17 protein-coding genes and 1 tRNA gene are annotated in these 16,506 nt (G+C 73.5%); 11 read left to right on the top strand and 7 right to left on the bottom strand.

Going from position 1 to position 16,506, the window contains the following annotated elements:
* Positions 1–22 precede the first annotated feature (22 nt).
* The 3 genes from CWOE_RS30785 (at position 23) to CWOE_RS15790 (ending at position 3,412) form a co-directional block, all read left to right on the top strand.
* Positions 23–1,363 (top strand): proline dehydrogenase family protein, encoded by a 1,341-nt coding sequence (locus tag CWOE_RS30785; protein WP_012934634.1) that lies wholly within the window; start codon positions 23–25, stop codon positions 1,361–1,363.
* Positions 1,360–2,958: an aldehyde dehydrogenase family protein gene (locus CWOE_RS15795; RefSeq protein WP_012934633.1), complete on the top strand. Its 1,599-nt coding sequence runs from the start codon at positions 1,360–1,362 to the stop codon at positions 2,956–2,958. The genes CWOE_RS30785 and CWOE_RS15795 overlap by 4 nt, the downstream gene beginning before the upstream one ends.
* A 61-nt stretch (positions 2,959–3,019) precedes the next feature.
* Positions 3,020–3,412 (top strand): hypothetical protein, encoded by a 393-nt coding sequence (locus tag CWOE_RS15790; RefSeq protein WP_012934632.1) that lies wholly within the window; start codon positions 3,020–3,022, stop codon positions 3,410–3,412.
* Here CWOE_RS15790 and pdxT read toward each other — a convergent pair.
* Together pdxT and pdxS are read right to left on the bottom strand one after the other, a co-directional pair.
* Entirely contained in the window at positions 3,409–3,984 is a 576-nt protein-coding gene (gene pdxT / locus CWOE_RS15785) for a pyridoxal 5'-phosphate synthase glutaminase subunit PdxT (RefSeq protein ID WP_012934631.1), read from the bottom strand. The genes CWOE_RS15790 and pdxT overlap by 4 nt on opposite strands.
* Positions 3,985–3,988: 4 nt before the next feature.
* Positions 3,989–4,873, bottom strand: coding sequence for a pyridoxal 5'-phosphate synthase lyase subunit PdxS (gene pdxS / locus CWOE_RS15780; protein WP_012934630.1), 885 nt, complete (start codon positions 4,871–4,873; stop codon positions 3,989–3,991).
* Positions 4,874–5,010: 137 nt separating this feature from the next.
* Here pdxS and CWOE_RS15775 point away from each other — a divergent pair, with 137 nt between their 5' ends.
* On the top strand, positions 5,011–5,805 hold the full coding sequence (locus CWOE_RS15775; RefSeq protein ID WP_012934629.1) for a thioesterase family protein: 795 nt from the start codon (positions 5,011–5,013) through the stop codon (positions 5,803–5,805).
* An 18-nt stretch (positions 5,806–5,823) separates the two neighbouring features.
* Here CWOE_RS15775 and CWOE_RS15770 read toward each other — a convergent pair whose 3' ends face one another.
* Positions 5,824–6,711, bottom strand: coding sequence for a MurR/RpiR family transcriptional regulator (locus tag CWOE_RS15770; protein ID WP_012934628.1), 888 nt, complete (start codon positions 6,709–6,711; stop codon positions 5,824–5,826).
* 75 nt (positions 6,712–6,786) lie between these two features.
* Here CWOE_RS15770 and rfbC point away from each other — a divergent pair, with 75 nt between their 5' ends.
* Positions 6,787–7,335, top strand: coding sequence for a dTDP-4-dehydrorhamnose 3,5-epimerase (rfbC, locus tag CWOE_RS15765; protein WP_012934627.1), 549 nt, complete (start codon positions 6,787–6,789; stop codon positions 7,333–7,335).
* A 66-nt stretch (positions 7,336–7,401) separates the two neighbouring features.
* Here the strand turns inward: rfbC and CWOE_RS33500 are convergent, their stop codons facing one another.
* Positions 7,402–7,569, bottom strand: a complete 168-nt coding sequence (locus CWOE_RS33500) for a hypothetical protein (RefSeq protein WP_012934626.1) — start codon at positions 7,567–7,569, stop codon at positions 7,402–7,404.
* 146 nt (positions 7,570–7,715) lie between these two features.
* Between CWOE_RS33500 and CWOE_RS15760 the strand changes: the two genes are divergently transcribed.
* From CWOE_RS15760 to CWOE_RS15740, 5 genes are all read left to right on the top strand, one after another.
* Positions 7,716–8,705, top strand: coding sequence for a hypothetical protein (locus CWOE_RS15760; RefSeq protein WP_012934625.1), 990 nt, complete (start codon positions 7,716–7,718; stop codon positions 8,703–8,705).
* Between the two features lie 239 nt (positions 8,706–8,944).
* The gene (locus CWOE_RS15755) at positions 8,945–9,364 is read left to right on the top strand and encodes a CBS domain-containing protein (protein ID WP_012934624.1); all 420 of its coding nucleotides are present in this window, start codon (positions 8,945–8,947) and stop codon (positions 9,362–9,364) included.
* Positions 9,365–9,820: 456 nt separating this feature from the next.
* Positions 9,821–10,552 carry a TetR/AcrR family transcriptional regulator gene (locus CWOE_RS15750; RefSeq protein ID WP_012934623.1) on the top strand — a complete coding sequence of 244 codons (732 nt, stop codon included), beginning with the start codon at positions 9,821–9,823 and terminating at the stop codon, positions 10,550–10,552.
* Positions 10,553–10,571: 19 nt separating this feature from the next.
* A complete protein-coding gene (locus CWOE_RS15745; protein WP_049793293.1) occupies positions 10,572–11,288 on the top strand; it encodes a TetR/AcrR family transcriptional regulator in 717 nt (238 codons plus the stop codon).
* Positions 11,289–11,331: 43 nt separating this feature from the next.
* Positions 11,332–11,405: transfer RNA gene (locus CWOE_RS15740), tRNA-Ile, on the top strand.
* A 336-nt stretch (positions 11,406–11,741) separates the two neighbouring features.
* Here the strand turns inward: CWOE_RS15740 and CWOE_RS15735 are convergent.
* From CWOE_RS15735 to CWOE_RS15725, 3 genes are read right to left on the bottom strand one after another with little or no spacing between them, the layout of a single operon-like run.
* Complete coding sequence (locus CWOE_RS15735) at positions 11,742–12,776, bottom strand: NAD-dependent epimerase/dehydratase family protein (protein WP_012934621.1); 1,035 nt, start codon at positions 12,774–12,776, stop codon at positions 11,742–11,744.
* A complete protein-coding gene (locus tag CWOE_RS15730; RefSeq protein ID WP_012934620.1) occupies positions 12,776–13,570 on the bottom strand; it encodes a lysophospholipid acyltransferase family protein in 795 nt (264 codons plus the stop codon). Before CWOE_RS15730 ends, CWOE_RS15735 begins: the two co-directional genes overlap by 1 nt.
* Complete coding sequence (locus CWOE_RS15725; protein ID WP_012934619.1) at positions 13,570–15,228, bottom strand: FAD-binding oxidoreductase; 1,659 nt, start codon at positions 15,226–15,228, stop codon at positions 13,570–13,572. The genes CWOE_RS15730 and CWOE_RS15725 overlap by 1 nt, the downstream gene beginning before the upstream one ends.
* Before the next feature lie 81 nt (positions 15,229–15,309).
* On the opposite strand from CWOE_RS15725, the gene CWOE_RS15720 reads away from it, so the two are divergent.
* The gene (locus CWOE_RS15720; protein WP_012934618.1) at positions 15,310–16,374 is read left to right on the top strand and encodes an SDR family oxidoreductase; all 1,065 of its coding nucleotides are present in this window, start codon (positions 15,310–15,312) and stop codon (positions 16,372–16,374) included.
* The last annotated feature ends 132 nt before the right edge of the window (positions 16,375–16,506 follow it).

Genomic DNA, 16,506 nt, shown 5'->3' with positions numbered 1-16,506 from the left:
CGCCGCGGGTATCCCCTCGGCGATGGACGAACACGCCCTCGAATCCGAGCTGCGACGGGTCGGCGGACAGCTGGCCGCCGCGTTCCCCTCCCCCACGCGCCACCCGCTGCGCACGCTCGACGCGCGTGCGCTGGAGCGCACGACCGAAGACGTCCAGCTGCGCGCGGCGCTGCTGCGTTTCGTCGACGTCGTTCCCGCCTGTCGCTCGCCCGACGACGTCGCACGCCACCTGACGAGCTTCCTCGACGCCGTCGGGGAGCCGCCGCAGCCGCTCGGGATCGCGATGCGGATGGGCGCGACGCGCGCCGGCCGCGCCGCGCTCGGCGCGGCCGCCGCACACGGCGTGCGGCACGTCGCGCACCGCTTCATCGTCGGCGAGTCGCCGGCCGCGGCGAGCCCGACCCTGCGGCGCCTGTGGCGGCACGGAGTCGCCAGCTCGCTCGACCTGCTCGGCGAGGCGACCGTCACCGACGCCGAGGCGGACGCGTACGAGGCGCGCTGCGACGAGGCGCTCGACGTCGTCGCGGCGGAGGCGCGGCGATGGCCCGCACGTCCCCTGCTGGAGGCCGACGGGAGTGGGCCGATCCCGCGCGCGAACCTGTCGGTGAAGGTATCGGCGCTGACGCCACGGCTGCGTCCGGAGGCGCCCGGCCCCGGCCAGCGCGACGCGGCGCGGCGGCTGCGGCGGCTGCTGGCCCGCGCCGACCTGCACGGCGCGCACCTGCACGTCGACATGGAGTCGCTCGACTCGCGCGACGCTGTCCTCGCGCTGGTGCTGGAGCTGCTCGACGAGCCGGCGTTCGCGCACGGGCCGTCGGTCGGCGTCGTCGTCCAGGCGTACCTGCGCGACGCCGGCGAGCAGGTCGACCGGCTGCTCGCCTGGGCGCGTCGCAGCGAGCGGCGCCCGCCGCTCGTCGTGCGACTCGTGAAGGGCGCCTACTGGGACCACGAGGTCGTGCTCGCCCGCCAGCACGGCTGGCAGACGCCGGTGCTGGAGCAGAAGGCGGCCAGCGACCGCGCGTTCGAGGCGCTGACGCTGCGGCTGCTGGAGGCGCGCCCGGACGTGCGCGTCGCTGTCGCCTCGCACAACCTCCGCTCGGTCGCGCACGCGATCGCGTGCGACCGGCTGCTCGGCGGCAGCGGCGAGGACCTGGAGCTGCAGGTGCTGCGCGGCCTCGGTGACGACCTCGCGAGCGCGCTCGCCGCCGGCGGCCTGCGTGTCCGCAGCTACTGCCCGGTCGGCGACCTCGTCGCCGGGATGGCGTACCTCGTACGGCGGCTGCTGGAGAACACCGCGAACGACTCGTTCCTTTCGCAGGCGGCGCACGGCGAGCCGCTCGACCGGCTGCTGGCACGGCCATGAGCGCGACGGGCTCCCCCACCCGCCTCGACGCGCCGTTCGCCAACGAGCCGGTCGTCGAGCTGCGCCGCGCCCCGCTGCGCGCGCGGCTCGCCGACGCGCTCGCGGCGCTCGACGCCGAGCTGCCGCTGACGGTCCCCGTGTCGGTCGGCGGTGAGACCCGCGAGCCCGCCGCCGACGCGTTCCGATCGACCGACCCCGGCACGCCCGACCGCGTCGTCGCGGTCGCCGCGGAGGCGAGTCCGGCGGAGGTCGGCGCGGCGGTCACGCACGCGGTCGAGGGCGGTCGCGCGTGGGCGCTGCGACCGGCGCGGGAGCGCGCCGAGGTGCTGCTGCGCGCCGCCGCCGGGCTGCGCGCGCAGCGCGCCCGCCTCGCGGCGCTCGCGCTGCGCGAGTGCGGCAAGCCGTGGCCGGAGGCCGACGCCGACGTCTGCGAGGCGATCGACTTCCTCGAGTACTACGCACGCGGTGCCGTCGCCCTCGACGCGGGCGCCGCGCTGCTGCAGCCGCCCGGGGAGCGCAACGCCCTGCGCTACGCCCCGCGAGGCGTCGTCGCGGTGATCGCGCCGTGGAACTTCCCGCTCGCGATCGTCACCGGCATGACCGCGGCCGCGCTGGCGACCGGCAACGCGGCGGTCGTCAAGCCCGCCGAGCAGTCGCCGGCGTGCGCGGCCGCGGTCGTCGCGGCGCTGCACGCGGCGGGCGTCCCGCCCGACGCGCTCGCGCTGCTGCCGGGAGCCGGCGAGGTCGGCGCCGCGCTCGTGCGCGATCCGCGCGTCGCGACGATCGCGTTCACCGGCTCGCTCGCGGTCGGCCTGGAGATCCAGCGGGCCGCGGCCGAGCCGGCGCCCGGCCAGCACGCGCTCAAGCGGCTCGTCGCCGAGCTGGGCGGGAAGAACTGCGTGATCGTCGATGCCGACGCTGACCTCGACGAGGCGGTTCCGGCGATCGTCGCCTCGGCCTTCCACTACGCCGGGCAGAAGTGCTCGGCGGCGGCGCGGGTGCTCGTCCACGAGGCGGTCGCCGAGACGCTGTGCCAGCGGCTCGCGGGCGCGGTCGCGGTGCTGTCGGTCGGCCAGCCGCAGCTGCTGGAGACCGAGGTCGGCCCGCTGATCGAGCGGGCGGCGCAGGAGCGGATCGAGCGCGCCTCCGCGCGCGCGGAGGCGGAGGGCCGGCTGCTCGTGCGCCACGCCGGGCCGCTGCCCGCCGCCGGCTGGTTCTGCGCGCCGGCCGTCGCGACCGACCTGCCGCCCGACTCGCCGCTGCTGCGCGACGAGCTGTTCGGCCCGCTGCTGACGGTCGAGGCCGTTCGCGACGTGGGGCACGCCTGCGCGCTCGTCGACGCGCTGCCATACGCGCTCACGGGCGCCCTCTTCTGCCGCGATCCGGCGACGGTCGCGGCCGTCGCGGCCATCTCGCCGGTCGGGAACCTCTATGTCAACCGTGCCACGACGGGCGCGATGGTCGGGCGCCAGCCGTTCGGCGGCAACCGTCTCTCGGGCACCGGCGCGAAGGCCGGAGGGCCCGACTACCTGCGGCATTTCGCCGAGCCGCGGGTGGTCACGGAGAACACCGTGCGGCACGGGCTGGTCGCGTGAATCACGTCAGAATCAGACGGTAGTTCGTGCACGGCGTCGGCGGAACGGGTACACATTGCACATGGCCACGGCCGTGAAGCTGTCGCTTGCAACGCTGCTGATCGGGTCTCTGCTGCTCGCCTATCTGGCGCCGCCGCCCTCCCGTCAGGTCGACCTGCGCGTGCGCGGCGGCATGCTGGCGATCGGCCTCGCCTGCTACGTGATCGCCGCGATCGCGCTGACGGCCGGCTCGATGCTCGCGGGCGTGCTCGCGCTCGCCGTCGCCAGCGAGCTGATCTGCGCGGCCGGTTGGCTCGGGCGCGGCGACTCCCCCGGAACCGACGAGGACGACAGCGGCGGAGGAGGCGGCGGAGGCGGCCGCGGACCGAAGCCGCCGCCGCTGGACTGGGACTGGGACTCGTTCGAGCAGGCGTTCCGGCGGTACGCGCGCGACCGCGACCGCCAGCCGATCTAGCGGCTCGTTCTCGCGCTGCGCGCCGATTCCACCAGCGCGAGGAAGCGCTCGTGCAGGCGTGGCTCGCCGCTCAGCTCCGGGTGGAACGAGATCGCGAGCAGGTGGTCCTGCTGGACGGCGACGGGATGGCCGTCGACCGCGGCGAGCACCTCGACGCTGTCGCCCAGCTCGGCGACCCACGGCGCGCGGATGAAGACCGCGCGCACCGATGGTCCCTCGACGCCGGCGATCGTCAGGTCCTCCTCGAACGAGTGGACCTGGCGGCCGAACGCGTTGCGGGTCGCGAGCACGTCCATGATGCCGAGGTGAGCGCGGTCGAGCATGATCAGACCCGCGCAGGTGCCGAAGACCGGCGTCCCGCCGCGCGCCAGCTCGCGCAACGGCTCGGCGAGACCCTCGCGCTCGATTCCGAGCGTCATCGTCGTCGACTCGCCGCCGGGGATGACCAGCCCGTCGAGGCCGGCGAGGTCCGCGGGGACGCGGACCTCGCGCGGCTGTGCGCCCAGCTCGGCCAGCATCCGCGCGTGGGCCGCGAAGTCGCCCTGGAGCGCCAGGACGCCGACGGTCAGCAAGCGCCTACCAGCCGCGCTGGGAGAGGAGCTGCTCGGACTCGAGCTTGGAGGTCTCGAGGCTGAACATCGCCTTGCCGAGGCCGGTCGAGGCGGCCGCGACGCGCTCGGCGTCGGCGAAGTGGGTCGTCGCCTCGACGATCGCGCGGGCGCGGTGCTCGGGGTTCTCGGACTTGAAGATGCCGGAGCCGACGAACGTGCCCTCGGCGCCGAGCTGCATCATCAGCGAGGCGTCGGCCGGGGTCGCGATCCCGCCCGCGCAGAAGAGGACGACGGGGAGCTTGCCGTTCTGCGCGACCGTGCGGACGAGGTCCAGCGGCGACTGCAGCTCCTTCGCGGCGGTCGCCAGCTCGGCGTCGTCGAGGCCCTGGAGGCGCTTGATCTCGCCCTTGATCTTGCGCATGTGGCGGACGGCCTCGACGATGTCGCCGGTGCCGGCCTCGCCCTTGGAGCGGATCATCGCCGCGCCTTCGGCGATCCGCCGCAGCGCCTCGCCGAGGTTCGTCGCGCCGCACACGAACGGGACCTTGAACGCCCACTTGTCGATGTGGTTCGCCTCGTCCGCCGGCGTCAGCACCTCGGACTCGTCGATGTAGTCGATCTCGAGCGACTCGAGCACCTGCGCCTCGGCGAAGTGGCCGATCCGCGCCTTCGCCATCACGGGGATCGTGACGGCCTCCTGGATGCCCTTGATCATCTCGGGATCGGACATGCGCGCGACGCCGCCGTCGCGTCGGATGTCGGCCGGTACGCGCTCGAGCGCCATCACGGCGCAGGCGCCGGCGGCCTCGGCGATCTTCGCCTCCTCGGCAGTGACGACGTCCATGATGACGCCGCCCTTGAGCATCTCGGCGAGTCCGGCCTTGACGGTGAAAGTTGCTTCGTCGCGCATGCGACGGAATATAGCTGCGGCCTTCGCCCCACGGCAGTCCGCCCGCGTCCAACGATCGCCCGCGTGACACACCGCGATGGAGCATGACGGCGGCATGCCGCGCCGGTCCGCGACGGGGGCCACTAGCATCGCCCGGCGTGACCACTCCCGAGGCTGTCTTCATCCCCGACGGGCCCGGCCGCTTCCAGCCGACCGAGCTGTCGCGCGGCCCGTGGGATCCCGGCGCCCAGCACGGCGGCGCGCCCGCGGGCCTGCTCGCCGGCGCGCTCGAACGCGTCGAGAGCGACGTCCCGATGGCCGTCGTGCGGCTGACCTACGAGTTCATACGGCCTGTCCCGCTGACGCCCTTGACCGTCGCGACCCGCATCGCGCGCCGTGGCGGGCGCGTGCAGCTCGTCGAGGCGCAGCTGAGCGCCGGCGAGGAGGTCGTCTGCCGCGCGGTCGCGCTGCGCGTCCGCCGCGCGGAGGTCGCCGCGCCCGCGTTCGAGCCGGGGATCGCCTCTCCCCTGCCGCCGCAGGAGAGCGAGCCGGTCGTGATGGAGACGTTCCGCGAGGGGCCGGCGATGTTCGCGCGCGAAGGGATGGAGATCCGCTTTTCGCGCGGGCAGTTCGACGCGGTCGGTCCCGCGACGGCGTGGTTCCGCCTGCGTGCGCCGCTGGTCGCCGGCGAGCAGCCGACGCCGCTCCAGCGGGTCGCCGCCGCGGCGGACTTCGGCAACGGCATCAGCTCGGCCGTGCCGTGGACGACGCACCTCTTCATCAACCCCGACCTGACCGTCTACGTCGAGCGGCTGCCGGAGGGCGAGTGGGTCGGCCTCGACGCCTCGACGCGCCTCGGCGAGGCGGGCGCGGGACTCAGCGAGAGCGTCCTGTTCGACTCGCGCGGCCGGCTCGGCCGCGCGCTCCAAGGGCTCTACGTCGCCGAGCGGTGAGCGCGGCGGCGCGGCGGGCTACTTGAGGCGGTACGCCTTGATGCGCATGTCGTACTGCTGCGCATCGCGCGAGTAGACGCCGTACGCCAGCGCCTGGATCAACGACAGCAGCGCCGTGTGCGAACGCACGTAGGCAGGGCTGTTGGAGGAGTAGTAGAGCCGCGTGCGGGCGAGTCGCGCGACCTCGGAGAGGGTCGCGTCGGTGATCGCGATCGTGGGCGATCTGCGATGGCGCGCGAGCTTCATCGTGCGGGCGATCAGCGGATGCGGCCGCCCCGCGGAGAGGCCGATCACGAGCGTCGACTCGTCGATCCGCGACAGCCGTCCGAGCGCTTCCTGCGACGGGCTCGCGACGACCTCCGCACGGATGTCGAGCAGCGACAGCAGGTGGCGCAGGTAGCTGGCGAAGAACGCCATCTGGTCGGTGCCGGCGATCAGCACCTTGTCCGCGGTGGCGATCGCCTCGATCGCCGCCTCGACGTCGCTGCGCGAGAGCTTGCGCGCGGTCTCCTCGACGTTGACGTGGTCGGTCGCCAGCGCCGTTTCGTACTCGGTCTGGTCGAGCGAGAACAGCGGCGCCGCAGCGACCGCGTTCGGCGCCGCGTCGGCGCCGCCGGCAGGCCGCCGCCGGTACTCGTCGCGCGCCGCCTGCTGCAGCTCGGGGAAGCCCTCGAAGCCGAGCGCCTGCGAGAAGCGGACGACCGTGCTCGACGACGTGGACGCGCGCCGGGCCAGCTCCTCGGCCGTCTGGAAGGCGGCCTCGTCGAGGTGGTCGACGATGTACTGCGCGACGTCCTTCTGGGAGCGCGAGAACTCGTCGAAACGGGCGGTGATGTAATCGGAGAGCGCCTGATGGCCGTGCGGCGGCGGCGGCGCAGTGGGAGTCGTTGCGGTGGCTCGCTTCATAGGCAGCGAAGGTTTCGACGCACCCCGGGGCTCTCCTGCACATCAGTGTCGGCGAGCGACTAAGCTGCCCGGCCGATGCGCGTCATTCCGACCAGGATCTCCGGACCTGTGCTGCTCGAGCCGCAGGTGTTCGGCGACCATCGCGGCTTCTTCGCCGAGACGTTTCGCGAGGACGCCTGGAGTGCCGCCGGCGTCGATGTCGCGTTCGCGCAGGACAACCACTCGCGCTCACGGCGCGGCACGCTGCGCGGGATGCACTTCCAGATGACTCCCGGCCAGGCGAAGCTCGTGCGCTGCGCGCGCGGAGCGATCGTCGACGTCGTCGTCGACCTGCGCAGAGCGTCGTCGACGTTCGGCGAGTGGGAGGCGTTCGAGCTCGACGACGAGTCGATGCGGCAGCTGTTCGTGCCAATCGGCTTCGCGCACGGCTTCTGCGTGACCAGCGAGGTCGCCGACGTCGTGTACAAGTGCTCGAGCTACTACGACCCGGCGACCGAGGCGGGGATCGCATACGACGACCCGGCCGTCGGGATCGTCTGGCCGAGTGACGTGGAGCCGGTCGTCTCCGAGCGCGATGCGCAAGCGCCGCGGCTCGCTGACGTCGCCGGCTCGCTGCCCTTCTGAGCGGGGCTCGGCCGCTCGGCGTCGAGCTGGCCTGGCGTCAACGCGGCCCAGCGTCGGGCCGCAGCGTCAGCTGTCGAGGCGCCCGTTGCGCACTTCGGCGTTCTGCGCACGCTCGCCCGCGGTCAGCACGAGCGCGTAGCCGATCAGGACGTTGGCGACGACGCCGATCCCGAGGAACGTGATGAGCAGGCCGATCGTGAACTCGGCGGCAATGGAGATCGCAAAGGTGAGCACGTGCAGGAGCTTATCGCGCGCTCGGGCGCGCGTGCGCCGAGGGCGCGCGACCGCCGCGGGCGCCCTCGGCGCACAGGGCGCGCGACCGCGGGCGCGCCCCGCCGCTGCCGGCGAGGCCGTGTCGGCGATCGGGTACCGTGTGGGCGATGGAGTCCTCGTCGCACGAGCGCGCCTGCCCCAGCTGCTCTGCCCCCGCTCAGTCCGACCAGCGCTGGTGCCTGGAATGCGGCGCCGAGCTGCCGCAGCGGTCGAAGCGGTCGGGCCTGCGCCCCGCCGTCGGGATCGCGACCACGCTGACGGTGCTCGTCGGCGCCGCGTCCGCCGGCGGCTACACGCTGCTGCAGGACGGCAAGAAGCCGCCGCCGCCGGCGACGACGGTCGCGCAGCAGCCGCCGCCCGCCGCGACGACCCCGGCGGTGCCCGAGACGGCGACGCCGCCGGTCACCGAGACTCCCGTCGCGCCGCCAGCCGGCAGAGAGACGCCGAGACTGCCTGACACGAGCGGCGGCAGCGGAGGCGGCACGCCGCCGTCGAACGACGTGCCGGACGTGACCGACGACGTCGACACCTCGACGCCGAACCCGCCGCCGCCCGACGACAACGCCGGCGAGGTCGACAACGGCGACGGCAGCGTCACCGACGAGCCGTCGAACAGAGACAGAAGAACGAGACAGCCGAAGCCGAGACTGGTCGAGACGAACATCGCGCTCGGCGCGGTCGCGGTCGTCTACCCGCCGTCGGCCACGGGCGAGGATCTCGGCGACGCCGGCGCCGTCGTCGATGGCTCGTCCTCGACGGCGTGGAAGACGCCGAGATACGACGACCCGGCGACGAACCCGCAGCTCGGCGTCTACGTCGACCTCGCGTCGGCCGAGAGACTGACCAAGCTCGTCGTGACCTCTCCGACGCCCGGCGTGAGCGTCGAGGTCTACGCGGCCAGAAACGGCCCGCCGCGCTCGATCACCTCGTCGGGCTGGGCGCATGTCGCTGACAAGACGCTCGCGGGCAGATCGACGATCGAGCTGTCGACCGGCGCCGAGTACCGCTATGTCCTGCTGTGGGTCACGGGCCTGCCGGCCGGTGCGGACCACGGAGCGATCTCCGAGGTCCAGATCTTCAGCAAGCAGCCCGAATAGCGGCTGAGACGGTCGCCGTCAACGTCGTTCGCGACGGTTGCCACTTGAACGGCGGCGTGCGGGCTGGGAAGCTGAACGGATCCCATCCGCGTCGAATCCTGAGGAGGTCGCGTCTACCAACCATTCCGCCATTGGCGGTGTGGCACCCGTGCGAAGCAGGGGACCTTCGCGCGAGCCGTGCTGTGCCCATCGCCGAGCTCGTGAAAGTGCAATGGGGGGGCGCAACACAGGAGGAGCAGATGTGCAAGACGGCACGGGAGTTCGTCACCGGTATCGGTGAGTGCGTCAGCGAGTACGAGACAGTGCTCGAAGGCGCGAGAAAGCTCGCCGAGTTCGGGGTTGCTGCACTCCCGATCTGCGGCGATGACCGCAACGTCGTCGGCATGCTGTTCGAGCGTGATGTCGTCCGCATCGTCGCCGAACGGCGTGATCCGGACTCGATACGCATCGGACTGCTGGCTGACCACGTGTCCGTGGTGGACGCGAATGCGCCGATCTACGACGCATGGACGACGATGATCGAGGGTGACCTCGACAGCGCCCCGGTGACCGACGAAGGCCGGTTGATCGGGATGCTGCGCCGGACGGACCTGCACAGCCAGATCGGCGAGCGGGCGATCGGCGATCCCCGCCCCGCCCGGGCGGTGGCGCAAGTCTGAGGAGCTGCTGAGACGGAGACGACGGTGCGGGTCGCGCGCACCGTCCTCCGTCCTGCCCCTCTCCGCCCCGCCGAGCCCCGCCGCGCGTGCGGCGACCGGCGCGTGCGGCAGCTGGCGAGCAGAGCGTCGCCCGGCGCGTGCCCGAAAGGGTGACGCGGCCGGGGCGGATCCCATCCGCACGCCCCGGCCGCGTCGAGCGCGAGGCTGGCACGTTGCCTCGCGCCGGGGTGTTCCCGGGGGAGGGAACCCTGCGGGCGGACATGGGCTCGAACGAGAACCGTCGAGCTTCTGCCCGCCTGCACGGCTCCGCCGCGGCGAACGCCATGTCGGCTGCGACAGCGCGTCGGCGCGCCGTCTCCATCGTATTTGCGCGGCCCCGTGCCGTCCACGCACCAAAAACTATAAACGTCTCCGTCTTCTGTTGTCAACGGGGCTCGCACCGGCTACTGTCGCGGCGTGGGATCGCAGATCGAGCCGCTTCCGAGCGCGTCGCATGCAGGCGCGGCGTTCGCCGTGCGCTCGCGCCGCGTCAGGCTGATCGCCGCGATGGCGGAGGTCGTCAGCGAGGAGGGCTACCGCGCGACGTCCGTCAGCAAGGTCGTCGCGGCCGCGGGCGTCTCGCGCAACAGCTTCTACGAGCACTTCGCCAACAAGGAGGACTGCTTCCTCGCGGCGTACGACGCGACGGTCGAGCAGGTGATGGCACGCGTGCGCGAGGCGACGGCGTCGGCGACCAGTCGCCAGGCCGCGCTGGAGGCGGGCTTCGCCGCGTTCCTCGGGTTCGCCGCCGCGGAGCCGGAGCTGGCCTGGCTGTGCGTCGTCGAGGTGCTCGCCGCGGGCCCGCGCGCGCTCGCGCGGCGCGACGCCGCGATGCGCTCGTTCGGCAGCGTCCTCGAAGGCGGGCACGGCGACGCGGACGGCGGCACCGACGTCCCGCCCGTTCTCACCGAAGTCCTCGTCGGCGGGATCTACGAGGTGATCTACGCGCGCATCCTCAACCGCGAGACGGCGACGCTCCCCTCCCTGCTGCCGGACGTCTTGTACGTCTGGCTGGCGCCGTTCGTCGGCGCCGTGCGCGCCGGCGCGGTGCGGGTCGAGACGGCGCGCACGCTCGGAATCGAGACCGACCCCCTGCTGAAAGTCGCGCCGGAACAAGGTCGATCGGACGGGGACAAGGATGTTTTCTGAGCGCGTCTATGGTCGCGAGGTGCCCGCCGCCTCCGATCGCTCGCCGCAGCGCCTTCCACGCGGACGGCACGGGCTTCCGCGCCGCTTCGTCGTCCACAACCAGCGGGAGCGGATGCTGCTCGCGGTCGCCGAGGCGGTCGCCGAGCAGGGCTACGCGACGACGACCGTCGCGGACATCATCGCGCGGGCGCGGCTGTCGCGCCGGACCTTCTACGAGCACTTCACCGACAAGGAGGAGTGCTTCCTCGCGGCGTACGACACGGTCGTCGAGCAGATGCTCGCGGGCGTCGGCCACGCCTACGAGCATGCCGGCGACGACTGGACCCACCGCGTCCACGATGGGCTGGAGGCGTTCGTCAACTACCTCGTCGCCGAGCCGGCGTTCGCACGCATGTGCATCGTCGAGGTCGTCGCCGCCGGTACCGAGGCGCGCGGCCGTCGCGACGCGGCGATGCGCGTCTTCGTCGACTTCCTCCAGCCCGGCCGCGAGCAGGCGCCGAGAGGCGTCGTGGTTCCGGAGCTGGCGGCCGACATAGTCGTCGGCGGGATCTACGAGATCATCTACACCCGCCTGCTGCGCGACTCGGCCGAGGAGCTGATCGAGATGCTCCCCCAGCTCGTCTACTGCGCGCTCGTCCCGTTCGTCGGGCACAGAGCCGCCGAGAGAGCGGTGCGGGAGAACGAGGCGCGCAAGGAGTCCGAGCGCGCCGCCGAGCACGACGAATCCGACGGTTGAGGCACCCGGCGCGCCCACGCTCTGGTAGCGTCGCATCTAGCACGGCCCAGTAGCTCAGTTGGTTAGAGCAGCGGACTCATAATCCGTTGGTCCGAGGTTCGAGTCCTCGCTGGGCCATCTCGCGAATCGCCCGTCGTACCGGCCTTTCCCCGGTGCGGTGGGCAATCTCTCGAAGGTCCGCTGGATTCGCTCCTGTCGCAACCGGGGGGCGACGCGATCCGGAAGCACAAGGGCCTCCGGGTGGCTCACCAGATGGGCTGCCTGAGCCCGACCTGATGGACGAGTACATGCGTGGGTTCGACGGCGGCGACTCTGACGCCCTCGCCGCCGCGTAGGCGACGCCGAGACGCCCTACACAAGCTCCACGATCGCGTCGAGGTGCCGCATGGCCGTCTCGGGGCGATCGGGGAGCGTCGGCCGGCTCGGCGGCCAGCGCATCGACCCCCTGATCGTCTACGGCCTCGTCGCCCACGGCGGCGAGCCGGCGGGATGAACCCCCGGCAGCGGCCGCGTCACGAGCCCCTCCTCGACCGCCCACGCGATCGTGCGGCGGAACGTCTCGGCGACCGGCGTGTAGCGCAGGCCCAGCTCGCGCTCCGCGCGCGAGCCGTCATAGCGATGCCCGTGCAGGATCGTGTCGACGCGTGCGCGGCAGATCGGCGAGGTGCGGCCGCGCAGGCGCAGCGTGGACTCGACCAGCGTCGCGGCGCCGCGCGCCAGCCACGGCGGCACCATCGGCACGCGGTCCTCTATCCCCGCCAGCTCGGAGACGAGCGCGAGCGCCTCGGCGGAGGGGAGCGTCGCGCCGTTGAGGATGTAGCGCTCGCCCGCGCTGCCGCCCGCGGCCGCGAGCAGGTGGGCGGCGACGACGTCCTGCACGTCGACGACGCTGACGTGTGTCTCCACGAACGCGCGCAGGCGACCGTTGAGGTAGGCGATGATGATCGCGCCGTTGCCGCCCTTGCGCGGCGGGCCCTGGACCGAGGACGGGTTCAGCGCCAGCACCTCCACCCCGGTCTCCGCGCCGACGGCGAAGGCGACGCGCTCGGCGTCGTGCTTGGAGCGGTCGTAGAGCGACAGGTAGGACCCGCGGTGCGGCGATTCCTCGGTGCCGACCGTGCCCTGCGCCTCGCCGACCGACGCGGCCGACGAGGTGAAGACGACGCGCCTGATCCCCGCGCGCGCGGCAGCGCGCACGACGGTCTCGGTCCCCACGACGTTCACGCGCGTCAGCCGCGCGGGGTCCTTTGGGCAGTGCGAGTTGACGCCCGCGACGTGGTAGGCCAGCTCGCAGTCGGCCATCCCGCGCGCGAGCGCGGCGGCGTCCAGCACGTCGCCACGCACGACCTCCACGTCGCGCGCCGCGAGCGCCCGCGCGGCGGCGTCGCTGCGGGCCAGGCCGACGACCTCGTCGCCGCGGGCGCGCAGCGCGCTCGCCAGCGCGCCGCCGATGTAGCCGCCGCCCCCGGTCAGGAAGATGCGCGCCATCAGGCCGACCGCCCCTGTGCGACGCGCGCCGTCTCGGCGGCGGCCGCAGCGGCCGCCCGCCGCGCCGCCAGTTTCGGGTCGGGCGTCGTCTGCGCCCCGCACTCCTCCATGAAGAGGCGCACGCGCTCCATCACCTCGAAGCGGTCCTCGCCCGGCGCGACGCGGAGCGGCCCGCCGAAGCTGACGCGCAGCGCGTGGCGCGCGAGGCGGCGGCCGGCCGGCCGCGTCATCCAGCGGCGGCCGGCCGGCATCGCGGCATGGGTGCCGGCGATGTGGACCGGGACGAGCGGCAGGCCGTGCTCGACGGCCAGCGCCGCCGCGCCCGCGAGCAGCGGCCCGACGCGGCCGTCGCGCGAGCGTGTCCCCTCGGCGAAGACGACGAGGCTCCAGCGGGCGTCGATCAGCGGCTCCAGGGCGGCGGTGCTGCCGATCCCCCTGCCGCCGGCGCGCCGTTCGAGCGGGACGGTGCAGAACGCGAGCGAGACCGCGCTCGCGAGCAGCCGGCCGGTGTAGAAGTAGTCGGCCGCGGCGGCGACCGCCGTGCGCCGCCGCAGGCGGCGCGGGAGCGCGCGCAGCAGCACCGGCGTGTCGGCGTGGCTGCAGTGGTTGGCGACGAAGATCGCGGGGCCGTCGAGCCGGCGCAGCTGCTCGCGGCCCGTCACCTCCGTGCGTGCGTAGGCGCGGATGATCGCGTTGAAGAGGCCGCAGACGATCAGCTCGCGAGCGGCCCGCGCCGGCAGCGCCCGCGCCCAGGGCTGGTCGAGGTCGGCGCGGTCGGAGCTCGCGCCCGCCATCAGACGATCTTCCCCGGGTTCAGGTTGCGGCCCGGGTCGGTCCCGGCGAAGAGCGCCTCGATCATCGCGACGCCCGGGGCCGAGAGGTCCTGCTCCAGCCAGCGCGCGTGCTCGGTGCCGACGGCATGGTGGTGCGAGAGCGTCGCGCCGTTGTCGACGAACGCCTGCTGGATCGCGGTCTTGACGACGTCGTACTCGGCCAGCATGTCGCTTCCGGGCGCTGGCTCGAACGCGAACGTGAAGTAGAGGCAGGCGCCGCCGTGGTAGCTGTGCGACAGGTGGCACATCAGGTAGCCGCGCACGCCGAGCCGGGCGAAGGCGGCGTGCCCGGCGGCCGTCACCGCGTCGTAGACGGGCGTCAGCCGGCTCCACGGCATCGCCGTCTCGGAGACGTCGGCGGCGACGCCGCGGTCGAGCAGGAAGTCGCGGATGTAGGGCGTGTCGAACTTCTTCTGGTCGTACAGCGCGCCGGGGCTCGACCCGATGCAGAGCCCGCCGTGGCGCTTGACGATCCTGCCGACCGCTCTGCGCTGCTCCGCGACGTGGCCCGTGCTGCCCTCGTAGCCGATGAACGAGAGGCACATCTCGTCCAGGCGGAAGCCGAGCCGGCGCGTCAGGAACGTCGTCAGCGCCTTCGACTTGAGCTTGTCGACCGGCGTCGAGCGCTTGCGTGTGGCGAACGAGAACTGCGTCTCGGGCGCGTCGGAGACGCGCGTCACGGAGACCGAGCACTCGCTCGCGGCGATCTCGCGCATCGCGGCGAGGCCGGCGCCGAACGTCGGGAACAGGTAGCCGAGGATTCTGCGCTCCTGCGGCAGCCGCCGCACCTGCACCGTCGCCTCCGTGACGATCCCCAGCCGCCCCTCGCTGCCGAGCACCATCTCGCGGACGCTCGGGCCGGTCGAGGTCGCTGGCACCGGCTGCGTCACGAGCGTGCCGGCGGGCGTGACGACGCGCAGGCCTCTCGTCAGGTCCGCCACGTCGCCGTAGCGGTCGGACTGCATGCCGGAGGAGCGCGTCGCGATCCAGCCGCCGAGCGTCGAGTGCGTGAACGAGTCGGGGAAGTGCCCGAACGTGTAGCCGCGCGCTCTCAGCTGCTCCTCCAGGTGCGGGCCGAAGACGCCGGCCTGGACGCGCGCCAGGCGCGAGTGCTCGTCGATCTCGAGCACCTTGTCGAGGCGCCCGAGGTCGACCGAGAGGACCGGGCGGCGCTCGTCCGCGGGCGCCTCCAGCGAGCCGGAGATCGAGGTGCCTCCGCCGAAGGGGATCACGACGGCGTCGGCGTCCAGCGCCGCGCGCAGGACGGCGGTGACCTCGTCCTCGCCGGCGGGGCGCACGACGGCGTCGGGGACGCGCGGCAGGTCGCCGCGGCGCTGGCGGACGAGGTCGCGGATCGACTTGCCGCGCGCGTGCACGACGCGGTCGAGCGGGTCGACGCTGACGTGTTCGGCGCCGACGGCGGACTCGAGCGCGGCGCGCAGCCCGTGCGGCAGCGTCGGCGCCGGCACGTCGAGGTCGTCGAAGCGGGCTGGCGGCGCGATCGGGCGCGCGACGTCGAGGCCGATCCTCTGCTCGATGAACGGCGCCAGCTCGGGCTTGTCCGCGTGCGTGAACTCGACGCCTTCGAGGCCCCAGCCCCACCACTTCATCGCAGCCATCACATGTCCTTCGCCTCGTTGTCCGGCGGACGACGATAGGGGACCGCGCTCCGCGGCGGCATTCCCGGATACTGATCCCCCATGGCTCGCGCAGATGACGTCACGGTGCTGACCGGCGCCACGGGGTTCGTCGGCTCGCTGGTGCTCGAACGGCTGCTCGCGCGCGGCGCCCCCGTCGCCGCGCTCGTGCGCGCCGACGACGACGCCGGGGCGCGCCGGCGGCTGGAGCAGCTCGCCCTGCGCACGTGGGGCGACGCGGACGTCGTCGCGGACGTGGAGGTGCTGGCGGCGGACGTCGAGCGCGCGCGGCTCGGCCTCGCGCCGGAGGCCTACGACGCGCTCGCCGCGCGGGCCGGCGCCGTCGTCCACTGCGCCGCGTCGGTGCGCTTCGACCTCGCGCTCGACAACGCCCACGCGATCAACGTCGACGGTACCGAGCGGATGGTCGAGCTGGCCGAGCACGCGCGCACGCGCGGCGCCGCGGGCCGCTTCGTGCACGTCTCGACCGCGTACGTCCACGGCCGCGCGCGCGGCCTTGCGCGCGAGGCCGGTCCCGTCGAGGAGCCCGCGTTCCGGAACACCTATGAGCGGACCAAACACCGCGCCGAGCGCGTCGTCGAGCGCCTGGAGGGCGCGGCGATCGTGCGCCCCAGCATCGTCGTCGGCGACTCGCGCACGGGCTGGACCAGCTCCTTCAACGTCGTCTACGTGCCGTTGCGCGCGCTCGTCACCGGCGTCCTGGAGGTCGTGCCGGCGCCGGCCGACGCGATCCTCGACCTCGTCCCGGTCGACCACGTCGTGGACGCCGTCTGCGGACTGCTCGACGACCCATCGATCGCCGGCGTCGTGCAGGCCGTGAGCGGCAGGCTGGCGCCGACGATGGAGGAGTTCGCGCGCCTGGCCTACGCCCATGCCGGCCGGCCGATGACGCCGTGCGTCCCGGCGGCGGCGGAGCAGATCGGCATCTACGCCCCCTACGTCGACGTCTGGGCGCGCTTCGAGTTCGCGCGCGCCGCAGGGCTCGGCGTCCGACCGGTGCCGATCGAGCAGCTGGTGCCGCTGCTGCTAGACCACGCCGCGGCGGCGGCCTGGGGCCGGCGCCACGTTCTGCGCCCCAGTCCGCTGCTCAGCTCGACGGCAGTCTGAGCGCCGCACGTCTCACGGCGCGACGGGCAGCTCGACATCGCCCGGCTGCTTGCGTTCGCTCTCGTCAGCGCCGGCGGCGCGCTCATCCCTTCGCCGACCCGCTCCCGCCGCTGAGTCGTACACCGGCGGCCG

The sequence above is a fragment of the Conexibacter woesei DSM 14684 genome (genome assembly GCF_000025265.1).
GTDB classification, from domain to species: domain Bacteria; phylum Actinomycetota; class Thermoleophilia; order Solirubrobacterales; family Solirubrobacteraceae; genus Conexibacter; species Conexibacter woesei.
The sequence above is the reverse complement of the archived record's forward strand: the minus strand, read 5'-3'. Positions and strand labels throughout refer to the sequence as shown.

Bases quoted from the DNA above. Each gene is read 5' to 3' on its own strand.
- CWOE_RS30785 (WP_012934634.1), top strand. From the start codon at position 23: ATGGACGAACACGCCCTCGAATCCGAGCTGCGACGGGTCGGCGGACAG.
- CWOE_RS15795 (WP_012934633.1), top strand. From the start codon at position 1,360: ATGAGCGCGACGGGCTCCCCCACCCGCCTCGACGCGCCGTTCGCCAAC.
- CWOE_RS15790 (WP_012934632.1), top strand. From the start codon at position 3,020: ATGGCCACGGCCGTGAAGCTGTCGCTTGCAACGCTGCTGATCGGGTCT.
- pdxS (WP_012934630.1), bottom strand. From the start codon at position 4,873: ATGCGCGACGAAGCAACTTTCACCGTCAAGGCCGGACTCGCCGAGATG.
- CWOE_RS15770 (WP_012934628.1), bottom strand. From the start codon at position 6,711: ATGAAGCGAGCCACCGCAACGACTCCCACTGCGCCGCCGCCGCCGCAC.
- rfbC (WP_012934627.1), top strand. From the start codon at position 6,787: ATGCGCGTCATTCCGACCAGGATCTCCGGACCTGTGCTGCTCGAGCCG.
- CWOE_RS15760 (WP_012934625.1), top strand. From the start codon at position 7,716: ATGGAGTCCTCGTCGCACGAGCGCGCCTGCCCCAGCTGCTCTGCCCCC.
- CWOE_RS15755 (WP_012934624.1), top strand. From the start codon at position 8,945: ATGTGCAAGACGGCACGGGAGTTCGTCACCGGTATCGGTGAGTGCGTC.
- CWOE_RS15735 (WP_012934621.1), bottom strand. From the start codon at position 12,776: ATGGCGCGCATCTTCCTGACCGGGGGCGGCGGCTACATCGGCGGCGCG.
- CWOE_RS15730 (WP_012934620.1), bottom strand. From the start codon at position 13,570: ATGGCGGGCGCGAGCTCCGACCGCGCCGACCTCGACCAGCCCTGGGCG.
- CWOE_RS15725 (WP_012934619.1), bottom strand. From the start codon at position 15,228: ATGGCTGCGATGAAGTGGTGGGGCTGGGGCCTCGAAGGCGTCGAGTTC.
- CWOE_RS15720 (WP_012934618.1), top strand. From the start codon at position 15,310: ATGGCTCGCGCAGATGACGTCACGGTGCTGACCGGCGCCACGGGGTTC.